At 48.0% G+C, this 23,099-nt stretch carries 20 protein-coding genes; 7 read left to right on the top strand and 13 right to left on the bottom strand.

Going from position 1 to position 23,099, the window contains the following annotated elements:
- Window positions 1–684: 684 nt before the first annotated feature.
- From mtnB to IEY34_RS27160, 8 genes are all read right to left on the bottom strand, one after another.
- The gene (gene mtnB / locus IEY34_RS27195) at window positions 685–1,326 is read right to left on the bottom strand and encodes a methylthioribulose 1-phosphate dehydratase (protein WP_189017835.1); all 642 of its coding nucleotides are present in this window, start codon (window positions 1,324–1,326) and stop codon (window positions 685–687) included.
- Window positions 1,323–1,985 (bottom strand): 2-hydroxy-3-keto-5-methylthiopentenyl-1-phosphate phosphatase, encoded by a 663-nt coding sequence (locus tag IEY34_RS27190; protein ID WP_189017833.1) that lies wholly within the window; start codon window positions 1,983–1,985, stop codon window positions 1,323–1,325. Before IEY34_RS27190 ends, mtnB begins: the two co-directional genes overlap by 4 nt.
- Window positions 1,982–3,250, bottom strand: a complete 1,269-nt coding sequence (locus tag IEY34_RS27185; protein ID WP_189017830.1) for a 2,3-diketo-5-methylthiopentyl-1-phosphate enolase — start codon at window positions 3,248–3,250, stop codon at window positions 1,982–1,984. Before IEY34_RS27185 ends, IEY34_RS27190 begins: the two co-directional genes overlap by 4 nt.
- A 43-nt stretch (window positions 3,251–3,293) precedes the next feature.
- Window positions 3,294–4,163 carry a pyrroline-5-carboxylate reductase gene (proC, locus tag IEY34_RS27180; protein WP_189017827.1) on the bottom strand — a complete coding sequence of 290 codons (870 nt, stop codon included), beginning with the start codon at window positions 4,161–4,163 and terminating at the stop codon, window positions 3,294–3,296.
- Window positions 4,164–4,192: 29 nt separating this feature from the next.
- A complete protein-coding gene (locus IEY34_RS27175; RefSeq protein WP_189017824.1) occupies window positions 4,193–5,440 on the bottom strand; it encodes a glutamate-5-semialdehyde dehydrogenase in 1,248 nt (415 codons plus the stop codon).
- Window positions 5,441–5,442: 2 nt separating this feature from the next.
- Window positions 5,443–7,161, bottom strand: coding sequence for a proline--tRNA ligase (locus IEY34_RS27170; RefSeq protein ID WP_189017822.1), 1,719 nt, complete (start codon window positions 7,159–7,161; stop codon window positions 5,443–5,445).
- A 27-nt stretch (window positions 7,162–7,188) separates the two neighbouring features.
- Window positions 7,189–8,289, bottom strand: coding sequence for a glutamate 5-kinase (gene proB / locus IEY34_RS27165; protein WP_189017819.1), 1,101 nt, complete (start codon window positions 8,287–8,289; stop codon window positions 7,189–7,191).
- A 407-nt stretch (window positions 8,290–8,696) separates the two neighbouring features.
- A complete protein-coding gene (locus tag IEY34_RS27160) occupies window positions 8,697–9,899 on the bottom strand; it encodes a pyridoxal phosphate-dependent aminotransferase (RefSeq protein WP_189017816.1) in 1,203 nt (400 codons plus the stop codon).
- A 171-nt stretch (window positions 9,900–10,070) separates the two neighbouring features.
- On the opposite strand from IEY34_RS27160, the gene IEY34_RS27155 reads away from it, so the two are divergent.
- The 3 genes from IEY34_RS27155 to IEY34_RS27145 all read left to right on the top strand — a co-directional run bounded on the left by IEY34_RS27155 (window position 10,071) and on the right by IEY34_RS27145 (window position 13,220).
- On the top strand, window positions 10,071–10,595 hold the full coding sequence (locus tag IEY34_RS27155; RefSeq protein WP_189017813.1) for a DUF1572 family protein: 525 nt from the start codon (window positions 10,071–10,073) through the stop codon (window positions 10,593–10,595).
- A gap of 81 nt (window positions 10,596–10,676) precedes the next feature.
- Entirely contained in the window at window positions 10,677–11,477 is an 801-nt protein-coding gene (locus tag IEY34_RS27150) for a carbon-nitrogen family hydrolase (RefSeq protein WP_229757863.1), read from the top strand.
- A 360-nt stretch (window positions 11,478–11,837) separates the two neighbouring features.
- A complete protein-coding gene (locus IEY34_RS27145) occupies window positions 11,838–13,220 on the top strand; it encodes a glycine--tRNA ligase (RefSeq protein WP_189017810.1) in 1,383 nt (460 codons plus the stop codon).
- 1,084 nt (window positions 13,221–14,304) lie between these two features.
- Here the strand turns inward: IEY34_RS27145 and IEY34_RS27140 are convergent.
- The 5 genes from IEY34_RS27140 to IEY34_RS27120 form a co-directional block, all read right to left on the bottom strand.
- Window positions 14,305–14,796 carry a cysteine dioxygenase gene (locus IEY34_RS27140; protein ID WP_189017806.1) on the bottom strand — a complete coding sequence of 164 codons (492 nt, stop codon included), beginning with the start codon at window positions 14,794–14,796 and terminating at the stop codon, window positions 14,305–14,307.
- A gap of 406 nt (window positions 14,797–15,202) precedes the next feature.
- Window positions 15,203–16,078, bottom strand: a complete 876-nt coding sequence (locus IEY34_RS27135) for an SDR family NAD(P)-dependent oxidoreductase (protein WP_189017803.1) — start codon at window positions 16,076–16,078, stop codon at window positions 15,203–15,205.
- 96 nt (window positions 16,079–16,174) lie between these two features.
- Complete coding sequence (locus IEY34_RS27130; RefSeq protein WP_189017801.1) at window positions 16,175–17,143, bottom strand: helix-turn-helix transcriptional regulator; 969 nt, start codon at window positions 17,141–17,143, stop codon at window positions 16,175–16,177.
- A 20-nt stretch (window positions 17,144–17,163) separates the two neighbouring features.
- Window positions 17,164–18,057, bottom strand: a complete 894-nt coding sequence (locus tag IEY34_RS27125; protein WP_189017798.1) for a LysR family transcriptional regulator — start codon at window positions 18,055–18,057, stop codon at window positions 17,164–17,166.
- A gap of 203 nt (window positions 18,058–18,260) precedes the next feature.
- Window positions 18,261–18,407, bottom strand: coding sequence for a lmo0937 family membrane protein (locus tag IEY34_RS27120; RefSeq protein WP_189017780.1), 147 nt, complete (start codon window positions 18,405–18,407; stop codon window positions 18,261–18,263).
- A 201-nt stretch (window positions 18,408–18,608) separates the two neighbouring features.
- On the opposite strand from IEY34_RS27120, the gene leuC reads away from it, so the two are divergent.
- The 4 genes from leuC (at window position 18,609) to IEY34_RS27100 (ending at window position 23,071) form a co-directional block, all read left to right on the top strand.
- Entirely contained in the window at window positions 18,609–20,030 is a 1,422-nt protein-coding gene (gene leuC / locus IEY34_RS27115) for a 3-isopropylmalate dehydratase large subunit (RefSeq protein ID WP_189017777.1), read from the top strand.
- 27 nt (window positions 20,031–20,057) lie between these two features.
- On the top strand, window positions 20,058–20,663 hold the full coding sequence (leuD, locus tag IEY34_RS27110) for a 3-isopropylmalate dehydratase small subunit (protein ID WP_189017774.1): 606 nt from the start codon (window positions 20,058–20,060) through the stop codon (window positions 20,661–20,663).
- Between the two features lie 298 nt (window positions 20,664–20,961).
- Window positions 20,962–22,419, top strand: a complete 1,458-nt coding sequence (locus IEY34_RS27105; protein WP_189017771.1) for an N-acetylmuramoyl-L-alanine amidase family protein — start codon at window positions 20,962–20,964, stop codon at window positions 22,417–22,419.
- A gap of 67 nt (window positions 22,420–22,486) precedes the next feature.
- Window positions 22,487–23,071 (top strand): GerMN domain-containing protein, encoded by a 585-nt coding sequence (locus IEY34_RS27100; RefSeq protein WP_189017768.1) that lies wholly within the window; start codon window positions 22,487–22,489, stop codon window positions 23,069–23,071.
- Window positions 23,072–23,099: the final 28 nt, after the last annotated feature.

The following is a 23,099-nucleotide window of genomic DNA, read 5'->3' as shown; positions in this document are numbered from 1 at the left end:
GTCAAGCCGCGATTGTAGGAAAATGTGTCATGATAGGGATCCAGAGGGAACTACAGTGCGCTATAATTCCGAAAACCGCCATATTCCACGCCAGAGGGAACTACGATCCGCTATTGCACCATTTCCCGGTTGAAATCAGCAGATTCCGCTTACATAGCGGATCTCAGTTCCCTTTCATGCTACGTTTACCCCAGTTCCCGCCATTTAGCGGATCATAGTTCCTTTTCACACGACGATCTCTATCATTTCAAAGCCCAAAGGGAACTAGGATCCGCTAGATTGCTGAAAACCGTTATGAATATGCTCATCCCTCAGGGTGGCAAAGCCACTTTTCTTAAATAAAATCAAAGCAGAACAGAAGTGGGATGTGGGGAGAAGTGAGGGAGAAGGCCCCTTGTGGTAGGCCGCATCTAGTGAACTGTATGATGCTTATAGACGAGAAAGTGGCTACTTTGGCGATTTAATGAACTGAATTGGCGCTATCGAGCACTTTATTGGCCGAATGGTGATCATTTACATGAAATAACGCGTCTGGCATTCATTAGATTTTCAGAATGAGCAATTTTGATCGAATAAAGGGTACCGAGTTCGTAAGGGGGCTTGGGCTTGCCTCATGATGACAAAAAAACCAGATTAAACCCATAAAAGGGAATCTGGTCTTGAAGTTTCAGGCAGAGGAATGAACTACAATCCTTTGTGAAGCAGATGGGAGCGGTACACATATTCAAACAGATATTCAAAAGCTTCCAAATGGCGTTTCGCTTCAAAAGCATTCGCGCCCCACGCATAGATGCCGTGTTTGTGCAGCACGATTCCTGGTATGCGAGGAACGATAGCGCCTTCGACGAGCTCAGCGATTCGCGGAATATCCGCGTAGTTCGGCAAAATCGGGATTTCGATTTGAGCGTCTTCTTCCCAGATGTTGAATGCTTTGATCAGCTCAACTCCGACAACAGGAATGCTTTTACGTTCCCAGTAAAGCTCGGACGCCAGATTATTGAAGATCGTATGGACATGGAAAATAGCTCCTGCGCCTGTAGCCCGATAGATCTCGCTATGGATTAGCGTTTCCGCCGATGGTCTAAGGCTCGTAGCTTCCGTCGGCAGTCCTTTTTCATTCACAAGGAGGAAATCTTCCGGTGTTTGCACAGATTTATCTCTACCGCTGGATGTGATAGCGAAGGTGAAAGCTTCTGGCTCGAAGCCTCCGACACGGACGGATAAGTTGCCGCTAGTCGCAGGGAACCATCCTCTGGCTGCTAAATTCGCTTTAATTTCACGCAATTCAGCGAAAGCGCGTTGTTTTTCTTCAAGTAAAATAGTCATACGACGGGGTCAGCCTCCAATTGCTTGATAATGTCGAAGAAAGTTTCAAATGCATAGTACGGGTAATCGAGCTGCTTGCACATGTCGACGAGATGAGAGCGAGCGAAAATGGTATCGACCAGCTTGGCGCCTTCGAAATCGGTAATACTGTCTCCGATAATGATCTTCTCATAGTGTTCGGAATCATATGAGCGAATGATGCTCGTTTTGCACATGCCGCAGTCGGTTGCACAGTGTTCATCACACGGATTCGGCCAAAGAATCTGGATCGTGCTGCCTTCAAAGGAACTGCCATTGCTGTAAATATGCTCCGTTGGTATAGGAAAAGGCTTCAGCAGCGGGTATATGAAGAAATCGATGCCTCCGCTCGTAATTAGCAGCTGGATATCATTCGCTTGACAATAGTCTACGAACTCGCGGAAACCGTCACGAATGACGGCATTGGTAATCGCATAGTCAACAATCTCCTCCTTACGCGAAGTTGGAAGGAGGGCGAACATCGCGCCAACGCCTTGGCGAATCGAAATGCTTTTGTCCAAGATTTTCTCGACAATCGGTTCCCAACCAGGTGGGTCGAAATGTTTCATAATTGCAACTATGTTATCGTTCACGGTAATGGTACCGTCAAAGTCGCAGAAGACAATACGTGCCTTGCTCATTCTCTAATCCCCCAAGTATCAATAGCTGATTGTAATTCTGGATGTGTTTGGGCGTAGTCGCGCAAGCTGATTCCTTGAACCGTGGCATCGATGGCTTGACGGAAAGCTTGTCCGCCGGCAATCGTGCCTAGCGGGTGGCCGTGAATGCCGCCGCCTGCGTTGACAATCACATCGGTGCCGAAGTCGCGCAGAATGAGCGGAACCAGTCCGGGATGAATACCTGCCGATGGAACCGGGAAGCTGGCTGCAAGTTTCAACTGTGCATCTGACGGAGCGTTATAGGCATAATCCTTACGCAAATCATTCGTTAAGAGCACATGCTTAATGGCTAAGTTTTCCTCTCTTGGCATCACGACTGAGCCGTAGGGGGAAGGGAATAGAACTAAGTCAGCACCTGCCAAACGCATCAGTTTCCCTAATAGCACTGATGGGGAAATTCCATAGTGGGGAGAAGGATAGGTTGCGCCAGCCATTGCTGGATGAGCCATAATCGGAATGGTAATCTCCGGATCCGAACTCAGTTCATGAAGCACGTCGAAGCCATAGGCCAGGACATTGAACAACAGGGCATTGGCGCCTGCTGCAATAGCTTTCTTGGCCGCCGCAGCGAGTTTGGAGGTCGAGCCGGTCAAATTAACGGCATAGAGCAGCTTCTGACCCGTTAACTTGGTGGCTTGTTCAGCCGCTTCCAGACATACCTCAATCCGCTTCTCAAGCGGGGTTAAAGGATTTTCGAATAAAATTTCATCATCCTTAATTAAATCAACGCCGCCTGCAGCCTGGAGATAGAATTGTTCGCGCAGAGCTGGCAGCTCATAACCAACGACGGATTTGAAAATGCTCATCAGCAGTGGGCGATCCTGCACGCCAAGCAGGTCGCGCACGCCTTGCATACCAAATTTGGGGCCGGAGAAACCAGCCATAAAGTCGCTTGAAAAGTTCAAATCGATCAGCTTAATTTTGCCGTCCATGGATAGCTTGCCGAAGACAGTCACGAGCAAAGCGGGAATATCCCGGCTGAAGTTGACATCGGGATAGGCGATGGTGATATCTGCATAACGGTCGCTAACAGATTCTCCGGCTCCCGGCTCATGCACCTCGATGGAGATAACTTTACCCAAGTGCTTCTCCATCTGGGCTTTCTGTGCTTCAGGAAGCTCCGTCCAACTGCCAACGGTTAAACCTACAGCGATACTGGTCGCTTTTTTATGAAAATCGGCTTTCTCATCGAAACTCCGATATGTGGCTAAACAATAGGCACTCATGAAATACGTTCACCTGCTTAAATTAGAATAAGTTCGATAACAATTAGGACGATTTGGCAATCGGGCTGGGTGCAGCGATTTGCTCGCCCATTTCCTTGGCGCGTTCTGCTGAACTGAAAACAGCCTGGAGAATAGCTTCACTAAATTGAAAACGATCAAGGGCTTCAATAGAAGCTTGGGTTGCGCCATTGGGTGAAGTGACTTTGCGACGAAGCTCAGCAGGGTTTTCTTGCGTATGCTGAACCATATGAGCAGCTCCAAGCACGGTTTGCAGCGTCAATTGACGCGCATCTTCCTCGGTAAGGCCACCTTCGATAGCGGCTTTGATCATAGCCTCCATGAAGTAGTAGACGTAAGCAGGACCACTGCCGGATACGCCGGTTACGATCTCCAGTTTTTCCTCTTCAACGATGGTTACGATGCCAACCGCTTCGAACATCTGGGTTGCAAGCTGTTTGAATGTATCATTAACCTTGGAGGAGAAGCTCATTCCTGTTGCGCCTAATCCAATTGTACTTGATGTGTTGGGCATTGTGCGAACGATAGGCATATGGGTCTGCAGCAGCGATTCCGCCTTGGCGATCGAGAGGCCGGCAATGACAGAAACGAGAAGCTGGCGTTCATTCAGCTGCGGCTGCAGTTCCGCGAAGGCAGATACGACATCTTTGGGTTTCATGCAGAGCACGACAACATCCGCTTCTCGCAAGAAGGTATCTTTCGTTAGAATGTCTGAAGTCGCTTGCACGCCGTATTCGGATCTTAGAAAAGCCAAACGGCTTTGATCGGAGCGATTCATCACATACAGATTTTGCGGTTGAGCGACTTTGGTTTCAATAAGGCCGCGAATGATGGCTTCGGCCATGGAACCTGCGCCTACAAAGGCAATTTTGGCTTGGGATAAAGATGTGGACATCTTGCAAAACCTCCTTAAAGTATGAAACGTTATTCCCGTATTTGTCCGCTGCCATAGACGCGGAATTTCGTTGATGTTAATGCTGGCAGTCCCATTGGACCACGTGCGTGGAGCTTTTGAGTGGAGATGCCGATTTCTGCGCCAAATCCGAATTCAAAACCATCGGTAAAGCGAGTTGAAGCGTTGTGATAGACGGCAGCAGCATCTACTTCCTGTAGAAATCTCTCTGCATGAGCGGCATCCTCAGTCACAATACATTCTGAATGCTTGGTGCTATATTCACGAATATGGGCAAGGGCATCATCGAGATTCTTGACCACTTTAATGTTGAGGATATAATCGCCATACTCGGTTTTCCAATCTTCACTTTCGGCCACTTTCATGCTTGGCACCAAGGTTCGAGCGTGCTCGTCGCCCCGAAGCTCTACATGGGCTCCTGTGAAAGCCTCCGCAATGGCGGCTAAATGTTTCTCCGCAATAGCTTCGTGCACGAGCAGAGTTTCCATGGAATTACAGACAGACGGACGCTGCGCTTTGGCATTAATCCCAATGCGGACAGCCATTTCGAGCTGTGCACTTTCGTCTATGAAAGTATGACATACACCTGCGCCTGTTTCAATGACAGGGACCGTGGCGTTCTTGACAACATTTTGAATAAGTGAGTGTCCGCCTCTAGGGATGAGCACATCGATCAAGCCGTTCAGCTTTAACATTTCATCGACGGAGCTGCGGTCAGCGCTAAGAATTAATTGCAAGGCTTCGGCTGGAACAGCAGAGCGGCGAAGGGCGCCGTGCAGAACTTCAATGATTTTCTCATTCGAAAATAAAGCCGATGAACCTCCACGCAGCACGACGGCGTTGCCCGTTTTCAGGCAGAGACCAGCGGCATCAACCGTGACATTGGGTCTTGCTTCATAAATGATGCCGATCACACCCAAAGGGACTCGGAGTTTGCGAATGCGCAAGCCATTTGGACGGTCAAAGGATTCTAGTAGGTCGCCAATTGGATCAGGAAGCTCGGCAATTTGGCGAAGTCCTTCGGCAATTCCGGCGATTCGCGATTCATTGAGAGCCAGGCGATCAAGCAGCGATGCGCTCGTACCTAATTCTTTGCCGCGCTGCAAATCCTTGGCATTAGCTTCGATAATCGCTTGCTGCTCTGTGACAAGGGCATCTGCCATTAATAGCAGTGCTTCGTTTTTCTGTTGAGTTGTAAGGTTGCCCATGATTTGGGCGGCTTGTTTGGCAAGGACTGATTTCTGAACGACTTCACTCATGATTAGATCGACCTCCGGATTGGAAAAAATGATTGGCAATGGGCAAGCAGTTGTTGGACGGTGAATTCATAGGAAAGACCACTGCGGCGTTCTTTGCATTCGATGATTCGGTCACCGGCTTTTTTACCTACGGTTACTCGTACAGGGAAACCAAGCAGGTCGGCATCATTGAATTTCACGCCAGGGCGCTCTTCACGATCATCCCATAAGACGGAATAACCGGCTTGTTGAAGCGCTGTATAGAGGTCTTGAGATAGTTTCATTTGAATTTCATTTTGGGGCTGAACAGTTAACAGATGAATGGAAAAAGGTGCTATCGTCTCAGGCCAAATAATACCTTGTTCATCGTAGTTCTGTTCAATGACAGCTGCCAGCACGCGGGAAACACCGATGCCGTAACAGCCCATGATGATGGGCTCAGAATTGCCATGCTCATCACTGAAAGTTGCGCCAAGTGATTTGCTGTATTTGGTGCCTAATTTAAAGACATGCCCAACTTCAATCCCTTTGGCAAAAAGGAGCTCATGGCCGCAGTGGCTGCATAATTCACCTTCCGCCACATTATGAAGATCCAGGTAAGTGGTATGTGGCAAATCTCGTTCAAGGGAGACATGCGTCAGATGATAGTCCAGTTCATTGGCGCCTACTACGGCATCGATGATGCCTCTGGTGGAGATATCAGCTAGAATTTTGACGTTAGGAAGTCCGACAGGACCGATAAATCCTGCGATTGAGCCTAGTTTGAGAATCTCATTCTCGGAAAGCATGGATACATCGGCAGCGCCGAGTGTTTGCTTTAATTTGATCTCATTTAATTCATAGTCGCCTCGAAGCAATACGATGACTGGCGTTCCGTCCACATCAAGGGCAACGGATTTAATAATTTGCTGAGGCGAAATTTGCAAAAACTGGATTAGCTGCTTGATACTGCTGATCGCAGGGGTATGAATCTTGGCAGGCTCAGAAGTTGCCGACGCTTGACTTTGAGCTCCTTGCTCAGGCATACGGCCAAGGGCTTTCTCCAAATTAGCCGCGTATTGGCAAGAAGGGCAATGCACGATCGTGTCTTCACCAACTTCCGCCAATGCCATAAATTCATGGGTGTCCGTTCCCCCGATGGCACCGGAATCAGCTTCAACGGCGCGGAACTGCAAGCCGCAGCGTGTGAAGATGTTAACATACGCGTTATACATGCTGGTATAGCTTTCGTCCAGGCCTTCGGCAGAGCTGTCGAATGAATAGGCATCCTTCATCAGGAATTCCCGTCCTCGCAGCAGGCCGAAGCGCGGTCTGCGTTCATCCCGATATTTCGTCTGAATCTGATACAGTGTAACCGGCAGCTTCTTATAAGAATGAATCTCATCTTTCACAATCGACGTGATGACTTCTTCATGTGTTGCGCCTAAGGCGAACTCACGGCCATTGCGATCTTCCAATCGCATCAGTTCAGGGCCGTAGACATCCCATCTGCCAGATGCTTTCCATAATTCGGAAGGATGCAGAGCAGGCATCAGCATTTCTTGTGCCCCGGCAGCGTCCATTTCTTCGCGAACGATGGTTTGTATATGTTGGAGGGCTTTAAGTCCTAAAGGCAGATAAGAATAAATACCGCTGGATAGCTGGCGAATCAATCCTGCTCGCAGCATCAGGCGATGGCTTGCCGCTTCGGCATCTCCCGGGACATCGCGCAAAGTCGGGATTAGCATTCGTTGTTGTTTCATCTGTAGGCACGCCTCACTTTCTATTGCTTAGGTCAAAGGGACCCATTCATCTCGGTGAATAACTTCTATGCGGGTGACTTCAACCCGCTTCTGGACCTCATCGGTGCTTAAACCTGCGGCGGCTTGTACTTGCCAAGCCGCGTAGTTGACGACGCCGCGGCCGAGAAGTGCGCCGTCCTTGCTCATCACCTCGACGACATCACCGGGGTGGAAATCTCCTGTTGCGCCGATAATGCCAGCCGGGAGCAAGCTTTTGCCGCCGCTGATCAAAGCGTTCATCGCGCCTTGATCAACATGAATTTGACCTTGGGGCAGCGAGTGGTAGCCGACCCATTGTTTCTTCACGGGCAGATTGTTCAGCGCCGTGTCGAAGTAAGTGCCCTTGCCGGTGCCGTTCACGGCATCCGACAGGTCGCCGGGCTCCAGCACGCGCCCGATGAAGACCGGCACGCCCCCGCGCATTGCGATGCGGGCAGCTTCAACCTTGGAGCGCATGCCGCCAGTGCCGACTGCGCTCCCAGAGCCTCCAGCGAAGCTGAACAGCTCATCGCTGATGGCAGCTACGCGCTCGATGCGCTGCGCGTTCGGGTTCTTCCGTGGATCGTCCGTGTATAAGCCGTCCATATCGGTAATGATGATCAATTTGTTCGCTTTGACCAAATTGCCAACGAGCGCGGACAACGTATCATTGTCGCCGAATTTCAGTTCATCGACCGAGACGGTGTCGTTCTCGTTAATGATGGGTACGACGCCGCGCTGCAGCAGTTCGTCGATGGTCAGCAGCGCGTTCTGCACGCGCTTGCGGTTGGAGAAGTCGTACCGGGTCAGCAGAATTTGCGCCACGCCAAGGCCGTGGGATGCGAATGCTTCATGGTACGCCTGCATCAACAGCGCTTGCCCGACGGCTGCCGCGGCCTGCTTCTCGTGCAGCACCTTGGGCCGTGTACGGTAGCCAAGGGAGGTGAATCCTGCGGCTACCGCGCCGGAGGTGACGAGCAGCACTTGGTTGCCGGCCTGCTGAAGCCGCGCCAGTTCTGCCGCGAAGAAACGTATTTTATCCGGATTGAGTCCTCCGGTATCTGAAGTTAGTGAGCTGCTGCCGATTTTGACAACAATGCGCTGAGTCATAACGATCCCCATCCTTTATGTCTTCGTATGTAGATACAAAAAAAGACTCCCGTCCTTAACACATAAGGACGAAAGTCTGTTGCTTCCGCGGTACCACCTTAGATTGGCGCATGCCAAAGGCAGCACCCCACTCTAGATTCCCTAAATAACAGTAGGGGACTGTTCAACTCTTCGTTGACGGTTCAGGGGCGGGTTCGGAATCGGTTCACGGCAAGCTCTCTCAGTCAGTGGAGCTTACTCTCTGGTTACGTGCTGCTCGGTCCTACTATTCCCATCATAACGTTGCAATATTTGAAGTTTTGGAAGACTTCCTTTTTTGGTTCTATCTAGAATAGCACGCTGCACGAACGTTTGTAAAGCAGCGAATGTCTGTTTTTCCGTAGGACATGTGCCGTTTTATTGCGCTATTAGCCGAATAAATGCAGCTTGCCTATGCGCTGGACAGCTTCTTCTAATCTCTCCTCCGAAGATAAGAGACCTAGTCTTACATAGCCTTCGCCGTGTGTACCGAAGCCTACGCCAGGTGCAACGACGACTTTGGCTTCCTCCAGCAGCAAATCAGCCAGACTTTGCGAGGAATGTCCTTTGGGCACCGGCAGCCAAGAGAAGAACGAACCTTGTGAAGGACGCGCGTCCCAACCGATGCCAGCCAATGCTGTGTATAAGGCATTGCGGCGGCTTTCGTACACGTCGCGCAGCTCGGTTACACAGTCCTGCGGACCCGTCAGCGCTGTTGCTGCGGCCACTTGAATGCCGCCAAACAGCGAGCAATAGTAGTGATCCTGCATCAGATTGATGAGGCGGATCACTTCTTTGTTCCCGAGGGCAAATCCTACGCGCCAGCCGGCCATGTTATAGGTTTTGGAGAGGGTATAGAATTCGATCCCGACTTCTTTGGCTCCAGGTGTTTGCAGGAAACTGACTGGCTTCTGTCCGTCGAAACCGATAGCGCCATAAGCGAAATCGCTGGCAACGACGACGCCATTTTTCTCAGCGAATGCTACCGTTTCTTGATAGAAAGATGCCGGAGCCGTTGCTCCTGTCGGATTGTTCGGATAATTGATAAACATCAACTTAGCACGGTTTAAATCAGATTCGCGAAGCTGTGAATAATCCGGCAAGAAGTTGTTTTCTTCGCGAAGCGGCATAAAAGCCATCTCGGCCCCAGCCAAGGCAACGCCTGACCAGTAGTCCGGATATCCTGGATCTGGTACTAAACACACATCGCCTGGATTCAATAAACATTGAGCAATTTCAATCAGGCCGGTTTTACCGCCGAACAGGATGGCGACTTCCGTATCTGGATCGAGATCAACATTGTGATCTTCTTTGTAACGCTGCGCAACCGCTTGTTTCAGGAACGGAAAGCCGCTGAAAGGCGGATATTTGTGATAGAGCGGGTTAGCCGCAGCTTCCTGCATGGAGGCTACGATATGCGGGGGAGTCGGACGGTCTGGATTTCCTTGGCCCAAGTTAATAACGTCGTGGCCTTGAGCGATTTGAGCATTGGCCTTGCCTACGAGCGTTGCGAAGAATTGTGTCGGTAAACCTTTCATCCGTTCAGCGGGCTGTATGGAAAAGGCACTTGTTTGCGTAGATAAATTTGTCACGGGTTTAATTCACACTCCGTAGGTCGGGATTTTGATTAATATCCTTAATGTAACATGATTAATCTTTTTTTCATAGTGATGAAAAAAAACGATTTTACTTAGGGTGTTTCTTCCACTATGGTTAGTTTAGACGATGGTTAGTTTAGATTGAACGGAAAGGTGATGAAGGCAATGGCGGAGCAAGATCAAGTGGCTATGGTATTCTTGCAAGAATCCATCCGCGCTTTTGCAAGTATGAAAAAATTGGCTGACAAAGCATTAACTCAAGCAGAAGATGCTCATTTCTATCTTACTTTAGATGAAGAGTCGAACTCCCTTGAGGTGCTGATTAAACATATGCATGGAAATATGCTTTCACGCTGGACGGATTTCTTGACGACTGATGGTGAAAAAGCAACGCGGGAACGCGACAGTGAATTTGAGGGACAAGGGCAATCGCGGGAAACGCTGTTGTCTCTTTGGGAAGAGGGATGGTCGGTGTTATTCAGCGCACTTAACACATTGGAAGTAGAGGATGTTCTTGGCATCGTGCAAATTCGCGGTGAAGGGCATACCGTTCTTCAAGCGATTCAAAGGCAAGTCTCCCATTATGGTTATCATGTGGGACAGATCGTTTTACTTAGTAAACATTGGGCCAGCGGGCAGTGGCAAACGCTAAGCATTGCACGTGGACAGTCCAAACAATTCAAACCTTAACACTCGGCATTGAGTTCGGCACCATTTTCGACTACTATGAAGAGATAGATGTTTTCTGCCAATGAAAGGAGTTTTCAACGCATGTCAGAATCACAATTCCTGCATATTGCACTGATTCAAATGGATATTACTATCGGTGAGCCCGACACGAACTTTAGACGCTTGGAACAGCTTCTTGAACAAGCCGTACACAATGAGACCAAGCCCGACGTCATCGTTTTCCCAGAGATGTGGAATACGGGCTATGCGCTGACGGAGATTCAGCAGTTAGCAGATGCCAACGGGGAGCGCACCAAAGCGTTTTTGAGCGATTTCGCGAAGACGCATCATGTAAATCTGATTGGTGGGTCCATTGCCGATAAAAGAGAAGATCGCGTACTCAACACGATTTATGCGTTTGACCGGGAAGGCGCGGAGATTGCAGAGTATTCCAAAATCCATCTGTTCCGTCTGATGGACGAAGAAAAATTCCTGCACAGCGGTGACCAGCTCGGCCGTTTTGAACTTGAAGGCGTGCCGGCAGGGGCGATGATCTGCTATGACATTCGCTTTCCTGAGCTTGCCCGCAAATTGGCGCTCGAAGGCGCACGTATTTTATTCGTTCCTGCGGAATGGCCGCATCCACGTTTGCATCACTGGCGTACCCTGCTGATGGCAAGGGCTATTGAGAATCAGATGTACGTGGTTTCCTGCAACCGTGTTGGCACTAGCGGGACGACGGATTTCTTCGGGCATTCCATGGTGATTGATCCATGGGGAGAAGTTATCGTGGAAGGCGACGAAAGCGAAGCTGTTTTGCACGCTACGATTGATTTAACGGAAGTTGTCCGCGTTCGCGCCAAAATTCCTGTTTTTGAAGATCGCCGTCCGCATTTGTATTAATAAATGAAAAATTACCGTTTACCGTTTGATTTTTTGTCGGTTTTTCTGTAAACTAAAGCCAATTGAATGATCAATTGTGGCTGTGAAGGATGAATAGTACTTGAATAACTTCTTGTTCAGCGAGCTGGGGACGGTGAGAGCCCAGACTAAGAAACTCAAGGAAAAGGCTGTCCGGAGCCAATACGATAAAGGGGATACGGGCTAATATGGCTGTATCAACTAGGGTGGAACCGCGGGTGCGTAAGGCTCTCGTCCCTAGGCATTCTTTGATGCCTTTGGATGTTGAGCTTTTTTGTTGTTTGCTCAACGCCAAACGGTTGTTAGAGTCATTTTACGAGAAGATGAAGGAGCGAATGAGCAATGAGTGTTACAATGGATCAAGTCGTAGCTTTAGCGAAGCACAGAGGTTTTGTATTCCCAGGTTCCGAGATTTATGGCGGTTTGGCCAATACGTGGGATTACGGTCCACTGGGCGTTGAGCTGAAGAACAACATCAAGCGTGCTTGGTGGAAAAAATTTGTTCAAGAGTCTCCGTATAACGTTGGTCTTGATGCCGCGATTCTGATGAATCCGCAAGCTTGGGTAGCATCAGGACACGTAGGCAATTTCAATGACCCGATGATCGATTGCAAAAGCTGTAAAGCCCGTCACCGCGCGGATAAATTGATTGAGAACAAATTGGCGGAGAAAGATATCGAAATTATCGTAGACGGCATGACCTTTGACGATATGATGAAATTGATCGTGGAGAACAACATCGTTTGTCCGGACTGCGGCAGTAAAGATTTCACGGACATTCGCCAGTTCAACCTGATGTTCAAAACGTTCCAAGGCGTAACAGAAGCCAGCTCCAACGTTGTTTACCTGCGTCCTGAGACAGCACAAGGAATCTTCGTAAACTTCAAAAACGTGCAGCGCACGATGCGCAAAAAGCTGCCATTCGGTATCGGCCAAATCGGTAAAAGTTTCCGCAACGAAATCACACCGGGGAACTTTACGTTCCGTACGCGTGAATTCGAACAAATGGAGCTTGAGTTCTTCTGCAAACCCGGAGAAGACATGAAATGGTTCGAGTACTGGAGAAGCTTCTGCCACAATTGGTTATTGTCATTAGGCGCTAAGCCGGACAATCTTCGTCTGCGTGATCATAACGATGATGAATTGTCCCATTACAGTAATGCGACAACGGATATTGAATATAAATTCCCCTTCGGTTGGGGCGAGCTATGGGGCATCGCAGACCGTACGGACTTCGACTTGAAACAGCACATGGAGCACTCCGGTGAGGATTTCAATTATATCGATCAAGAAACCAATGAGCGTTATGTTCCTTATTGCATCGAGCCATCGCTTGGTGCTGACCGTGTAACCTTGGCACTTTTGATTGATGCTTTCGAAGAGCAGAAGCTGGAAGGCGACGACAGCCGTACCGTTCTTCACTTCCACCCGGCGCTTGCGCCGATCAAAGCCGCTATCTTCCCACTTTCCAAGAAGTTGGGTGAAGGTGCGCAAGCGGTATTCGCGGATCTGGCGAAGCATTTTATGGTTGATTACGATGATACAGGCTCCATTGGCAAAAGATATCGTCGTCACGATGAGATCGGTACGCCATTCTGTATTACGTATGACTTCGAGTCTGAGACGGATGGTCAAGTGACAGTTCGCGATCGTGACACGATGGAACAAAAGCGTCTTCCGATTTCTGAGTTGAAAGCCTACATCGAGGCTTCCCTTCAGTTCTAATAGTAAACCCCCTGACATGACGCTGATTGCGTGATGTCAGGGGGTTTTTCTTAACCGAATTTATATGTTTGGGTTTGGGGTAAGTGATGCTCACCTCATATTTACTTGCGTCCACCACGGACTTCTTTACTTTGGAGGTTTTGGGGCTTAAGGGCATCTAATGAACTGTATGATGCTTATAGACCGGAAAATGACTACTTTGGAGATTTAATGAACGGAGTTGGCGCTACCCGGCACTTTATTGGCAGAATGATGATCATTTGCTTGAAATAGAGCAACTGGAATTCATTAGATTTTCAGAAGGAGCGATTTTGGCCGAATAAAGGGTATTGAGTTCGTTAGGGGCTTGGGCTTGCCTCAAGGTACATGGACTGGGAGACCTAGCCGCAGGCTAGGTCTTACATATTGGCGTCCACCGCAGCTTTTTTTTGCTACGGTGGTTTCGGTCTCAAAGGGCATCTAATGAACTGTATGATGCTTATAGACCGGAAAATGGCTACTTTGGAGATTTAATGAACGGAGTTGGCGCTACCCGGCACTTTATTGGCAGAATGATGATCATTTGTGGGGAATAGAGCAACTGGAATTCATTAGATTTTCAGAATGAGCGATTTTGGCCGAATAAAGGGTATTGAATTCGTTAGGGGGGGCTTGGTTTTCCCCAAGGTTCATTGACAGAAAGACCTAGCCGCGGCTAGGTCTTTCTTAGAATATAAGAATTTATATGTTTTGGGGTGAGTGAAGCTGGCCCCTTATTTAGAATAATAGAAAGTGTCATGATAAGGATCCAGAGGGAACTACAGTGCGCTATAATTCCGAAAACCGCCATATTCCACGCCAGAGGGAACTACGATCCGCTATTTCACCATTATCTGGTTGAAATCAGCAGATTCCGCTTACATAGCGGAACTCAGTTCCCTTTCAGGCTACGTTTACCCCAGTTCCCGCCATTTAGCGGATCATAGTTCCTTTTCACACGACGATCTCTGTCATTTCAAAGCCCAAAGGGAACTAGGATCCGCTAGATTGCTGAAAACCGTTATGAAGATGCTCATCTCTCAGAGCGACAAAGCGACTTTTCTTATTAAATGACGTAGTCGAGGATCTCGCTGTAGGGCAAATACCGTTCTACTTGACGCAGAGGCGGACAATATACATGAAGAGAGACAGCGGGTTCCTGACCCGGATTGCTTAATTGATGAATTTGCTCCTTCGGGGCTGTGAAATACTCGCCTGCCAGAATGCGATCTTCCGCATGACTAATGGGGTAACCTTCGGTATCCAAATGGTACTTCGTGTTAAGCAAGGAACCACGAATTAAGCAAGCGGCGCCGATCGCGGGGCCATGGTTGTGAATGGCGGTAGCTTCGAACGCAGGGATGTGAATGACAATCACCTCTAAGTTGGTAGCGCTATAGATCACATTGCGGCCATATGCGAGTTGCTGAGGTTCTGTTGCGTAAGCTGGCACTTCTCCTAACGTGCCCTCGATGTCATGCAGGGCCGCTTGCAGTTCTTCTAGCGAAGGATCCTGCAATTTACAGAATGTCTGTTCAATTGCTTGTAATAAGGACATGGTTTCCGCCTCCTAGGCATTTGTTTCTTTATCACGAAAAATTAGTCAAACGATAAGAAACTTTTATATAACCTATGCAAGAGGCATTTGATGTGACAGTGATATATGTACAAGCTTTGCTTGGCGAATATGTTCAGCCTACAGAATGAGTTTTAATCAGCCTCTAGGGCGATTCTTGATCAAGAGTGCGTGACAATACCGATACAGGAAGATGACAAACGAGCAATCATTGGCGTTTTGGGGGCAATCAAGCTTCGTTGGCAGAAGAAGGCTCCCAGAAACAGAGATTCCATCAATACCAATCTTATGATCAAAGAAAAAGGCGAGTGGAAAATCGCAGCTTTTCACAACTGCCGAATCCAACCGCCCAATTTTTTTCAAAAGTTATTCATCAAATCATAGCGACTTACGCGCGAAATGGAGGGACGCGTCTGCCGTCGATATCCGTAAAGCCGTATTCTTCCGCTAAAGTACCGGCCTCAAGCAGCTGCCCGGCTTTCAGATGAACATGCGGGTCAGAAGCTAACGCGACCACAGCGCGTCCGATATATTCAATAGATTCTGTAGCTTGCAGAGCTTCAACCTTCAGGAAGTCAAGGTCATCGGGTTGGAGCCCGTAATGGTGAAGTACGGCTTCCGTTCTCATCCAGCCCGGGGCCAAAGCAAGTGCGGTAATGTCCAAGCCATTGGCTTTGAGATTCAAAGACATGGTGCGGGACATGTTGGCGACTGCACGTTTGACCGTATCATAGAACACATTCACAGGATAATCGCCGCCAATATCCGGGTACACGCCTGTATTGATCAACAGTCCTGTTTTTTGCTCAAGCAATAGGGTTGACATGGCATATCGGCTGGAAACCATCTGGGCGCGCAATCCAGCGCCGAACATTCTGTCCCACCGTACCATGGGTTGTTCCCAAAAAGGGGCCAGAAAGTCCACGCCATCATAATCCTCATACCCGCCCCATGCGTTATTGACGACGATATCGAGTGCGCCTTGCTCGCGTTTAATTTGCTCGTACAGCGCTTTAACATCCTCATCCAGCGTATGGTCACAACGTACCGCAATACCTTGACCACCTCGCTTTGTAACTTCGTCGGCTGTGCCTTCGATGGTTCCGGGGACATCTGATCTTGTGGACTGTGCTCTGGTGCTGCGGCCTGTCACATAGACTGTTGCTCCTGCTTCACCGAGAGCTAGCGCAATCCCGCGCCCTCCTCCTCGACTAGAGCCTGTTACCAAAGCTATTTTACCGTGCAAGTTGCTGATTTGAGTCATGGGGTTGCCTCCTTATGTAAGCTTAGTTTGTGTTCTTCTAAGCTTCTTCATAAGCGTATAGCGAATCCCAGACAATTCTTGTCATAGTCTTCAAAGTCATTGTGAGACCGTACCGTATGCGATCTGCATCGCCTGAATTTGCTCACGTATCCACTGGACCATTGCTGGAGGTTCTTCCACGACAGCCTCTTTGCCTAAACTTAAATAATAGTTGGAAAAGTACCCCAAATTACTTGGGTGAATCTGGGTCGCCAAATAACCGCTGCCATCTTTCCTGCGTTCCAAATGTTCATCAGGGCCATTGCTTCGCTCATAGGCTCTTACGCCCTCAGGACTAAATCTGACCTTCAAGGGAAGTGTGGCAGCTTCTTTATTTGCCTCATGTCCAGTTTTCAGCCAGTCTCCGAGTGTGTAATGCTGAAAGTCTTTGGGTAAATACTCAGCTCCGGCTTGTTCCAAGTCTCGAATCCGGTCAGCTCGAAACAGGAGAATGGCTTCTTTTTGGAAACAATAAGAGGGGAAATACCAGAAGCCATTGGATGAGTAGATGCCGATAGGCTGCAAGACTCTCTGTTTATCGCCATCCTTGGAAGTATAGGTTATGAGTAGAGGCTGCTCGGCAATCGCTGCGTCAAGCAGCTGCTCTAAGTAGGGTGAACTTTGCGTTCGGCTGGGCGTCCAGAACGAGACGCGGTCTTTCAAGGCATTAATTCGGGCTTTCGTATCCGAAGGCAGGTAGTGATAGAACTTATTCAGAGCGGTCACAGATTCCGCTGAAAAAGGCAGCGCCCCATAAAACTGAAGCGATTGAAAGGCGAAGAACATGGCGACGGCTTCTTGTTCAGAAAATAGAATCGGCGGGAGCATTCGCTTTTTCAGCAAGCGAAAACCGCCATGCGGGCCGAATTCGGTGTAAAGCGGCATCCCGAGTTCGCTTAGCTCTTGCAAATAGCGGTGCATGGTGCGCTCGGAAACACCGAATTCATCGGCCATTTCCTTCGTCGTGAATTGCATGCGCTCATTAACAGCCATCATCAATTGAATTAGCCGCTGCGTTTTGTTCATCTTCGTGATGACCTCCAGTGCTATACGGTTGAATTCATAACTTCTTTCATTGTGGCTACGAAGGCTTCCGCAGCTTTGGACAGATATCTGCCCTTGCGATAAGCAATTACCAACGTTCTGGTCGGCCTGCCCTCAAGCGGAAGATGGATAGGAGACAGCTCGCTGAAGCTTCTTTTGGAAATTAAATAAGGAACGAAAGCAATGCCCATCCCGGCTGCGACAAGCGATTGAACCGTCTCCATGTTGCTGGATTCGAAGACGATATTGGGAATGATGCCGGCTTTTTGGCACAATTCCAAGGTGAGTTTTCGGAACCCTTGACCTTTTTTCAGCGCAATGAAGGAGTCGCGTTCCAATTGTTCAATTCGGACAGGTTCCTTGCTTGTCGCCAACGGATGCTGTGGGGGGACGGCGAGGACAATTTCTTCTTCCAATATGGTCTCGTAGACGAGCGAATCTTCGCGCAGCGGCAAAGAAAGCAGCGAGATATCCGTTTGTCCGCTCATCGTCAGCGTTTCAAGATTCGAAGAAGTTTCTTCAACTAAAGAAATTTCGATGTCCGGGTAAGCCGCTTGAAAAACAGGGACAACAAAGGGCAGAATGGTCGATCCGGTAATCGGCATGCTGCCGACGACAAGTCGCCCTTTTTTCATCTGCGAGATGTCCTCCATCTCTTTTTTGAGCTGTTCTACCATGTCGAGAATTTTTTGTGATTTTTCGACAAAGAGGGAACCCGCGTGCGTAAGCTCCACAGAATTCGTGCTGCGTTGAAAGAGCAATACGCCAATCTCCTTCTCCAGCTTGGATAATTGCTGGCTGAGGGAGGGCTGGGCAATATGCAGCTTTTCCGCGGCTCTTGAGAAATTGCGTTCGATGGCAATTTGAATGGCGTATTGTAGTTGGCGTAGTTCCATATGGAAGTTCATCTCCTGAAAAGTTATTGCATGGGTCATGTTTATTGGTTCTACCTATAAACTGTACCCTAACTATATCAGATATAGGGAACCGCTGAAATAAGTGATCAACGATCTGCGAATAGAAGAAATCCAGCCTGAAATAGAAAAAGCTGCCCACCAGGTTTTAACCTTGTGGACAGCCTCGAGGAAATATGCCGTTTCTAACTGCTTCTGCGACCTGTAACCAAATTGAAGATTAACGAGATTAAAGCCACGACAAGCAGCAAATGAATCAAGCTGCCTCCAATGCCAAAACCCATACCCAAAGCCCACATAACTAATATAATGACGAAGATTGTCCATAACATACACATACACTCCCTTTTCATTCTGGTATAATTGCTTATACAACAAACTAACCATCTCATTTGGATTTGAAACACTCATAGGTAGAATCTATCAAGCTTATAGTTATTATATCTTGGAGCAATGACGAGTTCCGTGCTAAACTACGTTATGAGGGTAAGACAAGAACAATAAGAGCGGATAATGACAAGAGGTGACTGGATATGAGTAAAAAGACAATGTTTGAGAAAATCTGGGATAATCACGTAATTAACCAGGAAGAAGGCAAACCTAGCGTTATCTATATTGACTTGCAACTGGTGCACGAAGTAACTTCTCCACAAGCGTTCGAAGGACTTCGCTTATCGGGTCGTAAAGTTCGCAGACCTGATCTGACTTTTGCAACAATGGATCATAACGTACCAACGAAGGATCGCTTCAACATCACAGATCCGATTTCCAAGCAACAAATTGATACACTTTCCCAAAACTGCCGTGATTTCGGCGTTACACTGTTCGACCTAGACAGCATCGACCAAGGTGTCGTGCACGTTATGGGTCCAGAGCTTGGCCTTACACACCCAGGTAAAACGATCGTTTGCGGCGATAGTCATACTTCCACTCACGGTGCGTTCGGTGCGCTTGCTTTCGGTATCGGAACAAGTGAAGTTGAACACGTGCTTGCAACGCAAACACTGCAACAATCCAGAGCTAAATCTTTGGAAGTGCGCATTACTGGCAACTTGAAACCAGGCGTTACAGCAAAAGATCTTATCTTGGGCGTTATTGCTAAATATGGCACAGATTTTGCAACTGGCTATGTGATTGAGTACACAGGCGAAGCGATCCGTGGTCTTTCCATGGAAGAGCGTATGACCGTTTGTAACATGTCCATTGAAGGTGGAGCGAGAGCAGGTCTAATTGCTCCTGACGCAACGACTTTCAACTACCTGCGTGGTCGTGAATACGTGCCGCAAGGTGCTGATTTCGATGCAGCGGTAGCAGAATGGGCTACGCTAGTTACTGACGAAGGCGCTGTGTATGATTGGGTGTTGGAATATGACGCAGATACGTTGATCCCGCAAGTAACCTGGGGAACTAGCCCGAGTATGGGTACTGGCGTGGACGCACTTGTTCCAGATCCACAAAGCTTCGAAACTGAAAATGAACGCAAAGCGGCTGAAAAAGCGCTTGAATATATGGATTTAACCCCAGGTACGCCTATGACGGACCTGAAAGTAGACTATGTTTTCATCGGTTCCTGTACCAATGGACGTATTGAAGATCTTCGTGCAGCTGCCAAAATTGCACAAGGTTACACCGTTGATCCTAGTGTAACGGCAATCGTCGTTCCAGGTTCAGGCCGCGTCAAAATTCAAGCCGAAAAAGAAGGCTTGGACAAAATTTTCTCTAATGCCGGCTTCGAATGGCGCGATGCAGGCTGCAGCATGTGTCTGGCTATGAACCCAGACGTTCTGCAACCAGGTCAACGCTGTGCATCTACGTCCAACCGTAACTTCGAAGGCCGTCAAGGCCGCGGCGGACGCACGCATCTGGTTTCACCAGCTATGGCGGTTGCAGCAGCGATCAAAGGTCATTTCTACGATGTTCGTGATTGGGAAATTAAAGAATACCAACAAGCTTAATTTTGGTTGATTAAGGAGAATGAAAACATGGAAGCTTTGAAACAACATACAGGCCTAGTCGGTCCCGTGGATCGTGTAAATGTAGATACAGATGCTATTATTCCTAAGCAATTTCTCAAAAGAATCGAACGCTCCGGCTTCGGACAATTCCTTTTCTTCGAATGGAGATGGGATGAAGCGGGGAATGTGATTGAGAGCTTCCCGTTAAACCAAGATCGCTTCCAAGGAGCATCGGTCTTGCTCTCCAGAGCGAACTTCGGCTGCGGATCTTCCCGTGAGCATGCGCCCTGGGCGATTCAAGATTTCGGATTCCGCGTCATCATCGCGCCATCCTATGCGGATATTTTCTACAATAACTGTTTCAAAAACAGCATTTTGCCAATTAAACTGTCGGAAGAGCAAGTGGATGATTTGTTTGCCCGCACAGCGAAATATGAAGGTTACAAGCTGAGTGTCGATCTTGAAAGCAACCAATTGACTGACGATTACGGCTTGGTCATTAACTTCGATATCGATGAGCACCGTCGTCAGTTCTTGCTGCAAGGCTTGGATGATATCGGATTGACATTGCAGCACGAAACAAAAATTACAGCTTATGAGCAAGCGCACCAAAAACGTTTGGCCTACAAATAAGATGTGAGATCAAGCGCAATTCGTGGATTTCCATGGATTGCGCTTTTTGCGTTTTAATGCGGATGTTCACTTGGAAAACGAACTGCTGTGTCGTTTCAGCAGTTCGTTTTTTTCGTTTTATTTTGCAACTTTTGGCAGTTTGTTACGTCTAATAGATTACTAGATTGTCGAAGGAACGGGGGTTGTGCTGTCGGGAGAGTGATTTTTATTCATAATATTGACCTATTGCCGCTGAATTTAAATAATAGATTGCGAGTTTCACTTGAGAATCCACAATTCCGACATTACATAGAGGTGAATGATGAAATTTCCTGCATTTTGTTTGATTTTGTTAGTCTGTATGCTGCTGCTTCCATCTTACGCGCTTGGCGCAGAATCGCCTGCGGTTATCAAGCTGTTTATGAATGAGAAAAGATTGACTTCTACAGAGGTTGCGCCCCATATCGTCAGTGGGAATACAATCGTTCCCGTGCGTATTATTGTTCAAGAAATCGGTGCCAAAGTAACATGGAATGAAGCCGCTCGCAAAGTAACGATTGTCAAGGATGACGTAAATATCCAATTGGTGATCGATAGCAAAACGGCTGTTATTAACGGCGCAAAAGAACAGATGGAAGTATCCCCAGTCATTGAAAATAACAATACCATGCTTCCGTTAAGTTTCATCGGCAAAAGAATGGGTATAGAATTTAAATGGGATGCTGCGACTTCATCCGTTCATATGTTCAAGGCAGAGGATGGCGATTCCAAGCCGGTTACAGGACCAGTCGATAACGTCGATAAGCCTGAGAATGGCGGAGTAACAACGCCGAAACCGACTAAGCCAGGCACGGGGACAAATCCAAACCCAGGAACAGGCACGGGACCGACGACGCCTGATCCGAATGTACATTTGCTTACGTCTATCGCACTTACTGATAAAGAATTGATCGTAAACGCCAAGGATGGCACGCTTGCCCCAACCATAATGAAGCTTGCTAATCCGAACCGAATTGTCTTTGATTTCCCCAATACGAAGCTGGATGAGTCACTCCAAAAATTGCTAGTTAACAACGCAGGCGAGCTGCCATCCAAGCACGCGCTTGTGCAGAAAATTCGCTTCTCCAACTTCGCGGATAATCCCGCTACGGTGCGAATTATCCTTGATTTAAAAGGCTCTGCGGACTATAAGACGCAAGTGTCGAAGCTCCCCAATCAGTGGTCAGCTTCCATTGTGGAGCACCAATTGACTGTGGTAATTGATGCTGGTCACGGTGACCAAGATCCAGGTGCTTTATCCATTACCGGGAAGCACGAGAAGGAATTTACACTTGCTACAGCGAAGAAGGTAGAGAAACTGCTGGCTCAAGACAAGCGTTTGGTCGTCATGATGACAAGAGCTGATGACACCTTCATTCCGCTGGATGATCGTGTTTCTTTTGCCAATGACAACATGGTGGATCTGTTCTTATCCATTCATGGGAACAGTGCCAAAGCAACCGTATCAGGAACTGAAACGTACTATAACAGACCGGAAAGCATAGATTTTGCCAATGTCGTTCATGAGAAAGTGGTTGCTGCGACAGGATTTCCAGATCGTAAAGTGCGTCAAGCCGATTTTCGTGTAATTACCAAAACGACGATGCCGGCTGTGCTCGTTGAGGTTGGCTACTTATCCAACAAGAATGACGAAACAGCGATGTACAAGGAAGCTTTTCAAGACAAGGTAGCAGCTTCAATCGCGGCAGCTATTAAGCAATATTTAGGCCTCAAATAAGAGAAGGAAGCTGTCCGTCATGCTTCCAATGTTCATTTTGTTAGGCAAAACGTAAGGAGTGAGAGAGATGACGAAAACAAGTCGCCTATTACATGGGGTTTTGCTTGTAAGTGCCATCACGTTGACTTTAAGTGCTTGTGGTCAGAAACCTCAGCTCACAGGAGCAGCAACACCGCAACCTACAACGGCACCCATCTCGACACCGGTGACATCAAGTGCAACACCCATGCCTACACCAACACCTGATCCTTTGAAGCAAAAAAAGGTCAAAGCCTTTTATAGTGATCAAGACGAAATGAAGCTGATTGAGAAAGAAGTGACGATTAGCTACAAGCTGGATGCAGATGTGTATGAATCAGCATTGAATGCGCTCAAGAAGTCTGACGATCCCAAAGCGGTTCCTTTGTTCGATGATTTGAAATTCACCAGTGTTGCATTTGACAAAGCCAAAGGTGAACTAAAACTGGATATGAAATTCGGTCCCAAAACGCAGCTTGGCGCACCAGGTGAGGATTTATTTTTGCAAGCCCTCAAAAAAACCGTTTTTCAATTTCCTGAAGTGAAGTCTGTCTATGTGCTGAAAGATAGCAAACAAGTAGACAGCTTGATGGGACATCTGGAGCTTCCATACCCGATTAAAAGAGCTAACTAAATGGCGATGCAGAGGAGTTCATAACAAC

Origin of the sequence: Paenibacillus marchantiophytorum, assembly GCF_014640555.1 — a bacterium.
GTDB lineage: Bacteria > Bacillota > Bacilli > Paenibacillales > NBRC-103111 > Paenibacillus_E > Paenibacillus_E marchantiophytorum.
This window is presented reverse-complemented; position numbering and strand designations above follow the sequence as displayed.

Bases quoted from the DNA above. Each gene is read 5' to 3' on its own strand.
- IEY34_RS27170 (WP_189017822.1), bottom strand. From the start codon at position 7,161: ATGAAACAACAACGAATGCTAATCCCGACTTTGCGCGATGTCCCGGGA.
- mtnB (WP_189017835.1), bottom strand. From the start codon at position 1,326: ATGACTATTTTACTTGAAGAAAAACAACGCGCTTTCGCTGAATTGCGT.
- IEY34_RS27125 (WP_189017798.1), bottom strand. From the start codon at position 18,057: ATGGAACTACGCCAACTACAATACGCCATTCAAATTGCCATCGAACGC.
- IEY34_RS27105 (WP_189017771.1), top strand. From the start codon at position 20,962: ATGATGAAATTTCCTGCATTTTGTTTGATTTTGTTAGTCTGTATGCTG.
- IEY34_RS27150 (WP_229757863.1), top strand. From the start codon at position 10,677: ATGTCAGAATCACAATTCCTGCATATTGCACTGATTCAAATGGATATT.
- IEY34_RS27175 (WP_189017824.1), bottom strand. From the start codon at position 5,440: ATGAGTGAAGTCGTTCAGAAATCAGTCCTTGCCAAACAAGCCGCCCAA.
- IEY34_RS27155 (WP_189017813.1), top strand. From the start codon at position 10,071: ATGGCGGAGCAAGATCAAGTGGCTATGGTATTCTTGCAAGAATCCATC.
- proB (WP_189017819.1), bottom strand. From the start codon at position 8,289: ATGACTCAGCGCATTGTTGTCAAAATCGGCAGCAGCTCACTAACTTCA.
- IEY34_RS27190 (WP_189017833.1), bottom strand. From the start codon at position 1,985: ATGAGCAAGGCACGTATTGTCTTCTGCGACTTTGACGGTACCATTACC.
- IEY34_RS27140 (WP_189017806.1), bottom strand. From the start codon at position 14,796: ATGTCCTTATTACAAGCAATTGAACAGACATTCTGTAAATTGCAGGAT.
- leuD (WP_189017774.1), top strand. From the start codon at position 20,058: ATGGAAGCTTTGAAACAACATACAGGCCTAGTCGGTCCCGTGGATCGT.
- IEY34_RS27130 (WP_189017801.1), bottom strand. From the start codon at position 17,143: ATGAACAAAACGCAGCGGCTAATTCAATTGATGATGGCTGTTAATGAG.
- proC (WP_189017827.1), bottom strand. From the start codon at position 4,163: ATGTCCACATCTTTATCCCAAGCCAAAATTGCCTTTGTAGGCGCAGGT.
- IEY34_RS27135 (WP_189017803.1), bottom strand. From the start codon at position 16,078: ATGACTCAAATCAGCAACTTGCACGGTAAAATAGCTTTGGTAACAGGC.
- IEY34_RS27145 (WP_189017810.1), top strand. From the start codon at position 11,838: ATGAGTGTTACAATGGATCAAGTCGTAGCTTTAGCGAAGCACAGAGGT.
- leuC (WP_189017777.1), top strand. From the start codon at position 18,609: ATGAGTAAAAAGACAATGTTTGAGAAAATCTGGGATAATCACGTAATT.
- IEY34_RS27100 (WP_189017768.1), top strand. From the start codon at position 22,487: ATGACGAAAACAAGTCGCCTATTACATGGGGTTTTGCTTGTAAGTGCC.
- IEY34_RS27185 (WP_189017830.1), bottom strand. From the start codon at position 3,250: ATGAGTGCCTATTGTTTAGCCACATATCGGAGTTTCGATGAGAAAGCC.
- IEY34_RS27120 (WP_189017780.1), bottom strand. From the start codon at position 18,407: ATGTTATGGACAATCTTCGTCATTATATTAGTTATGTGGGCTTTGGGT.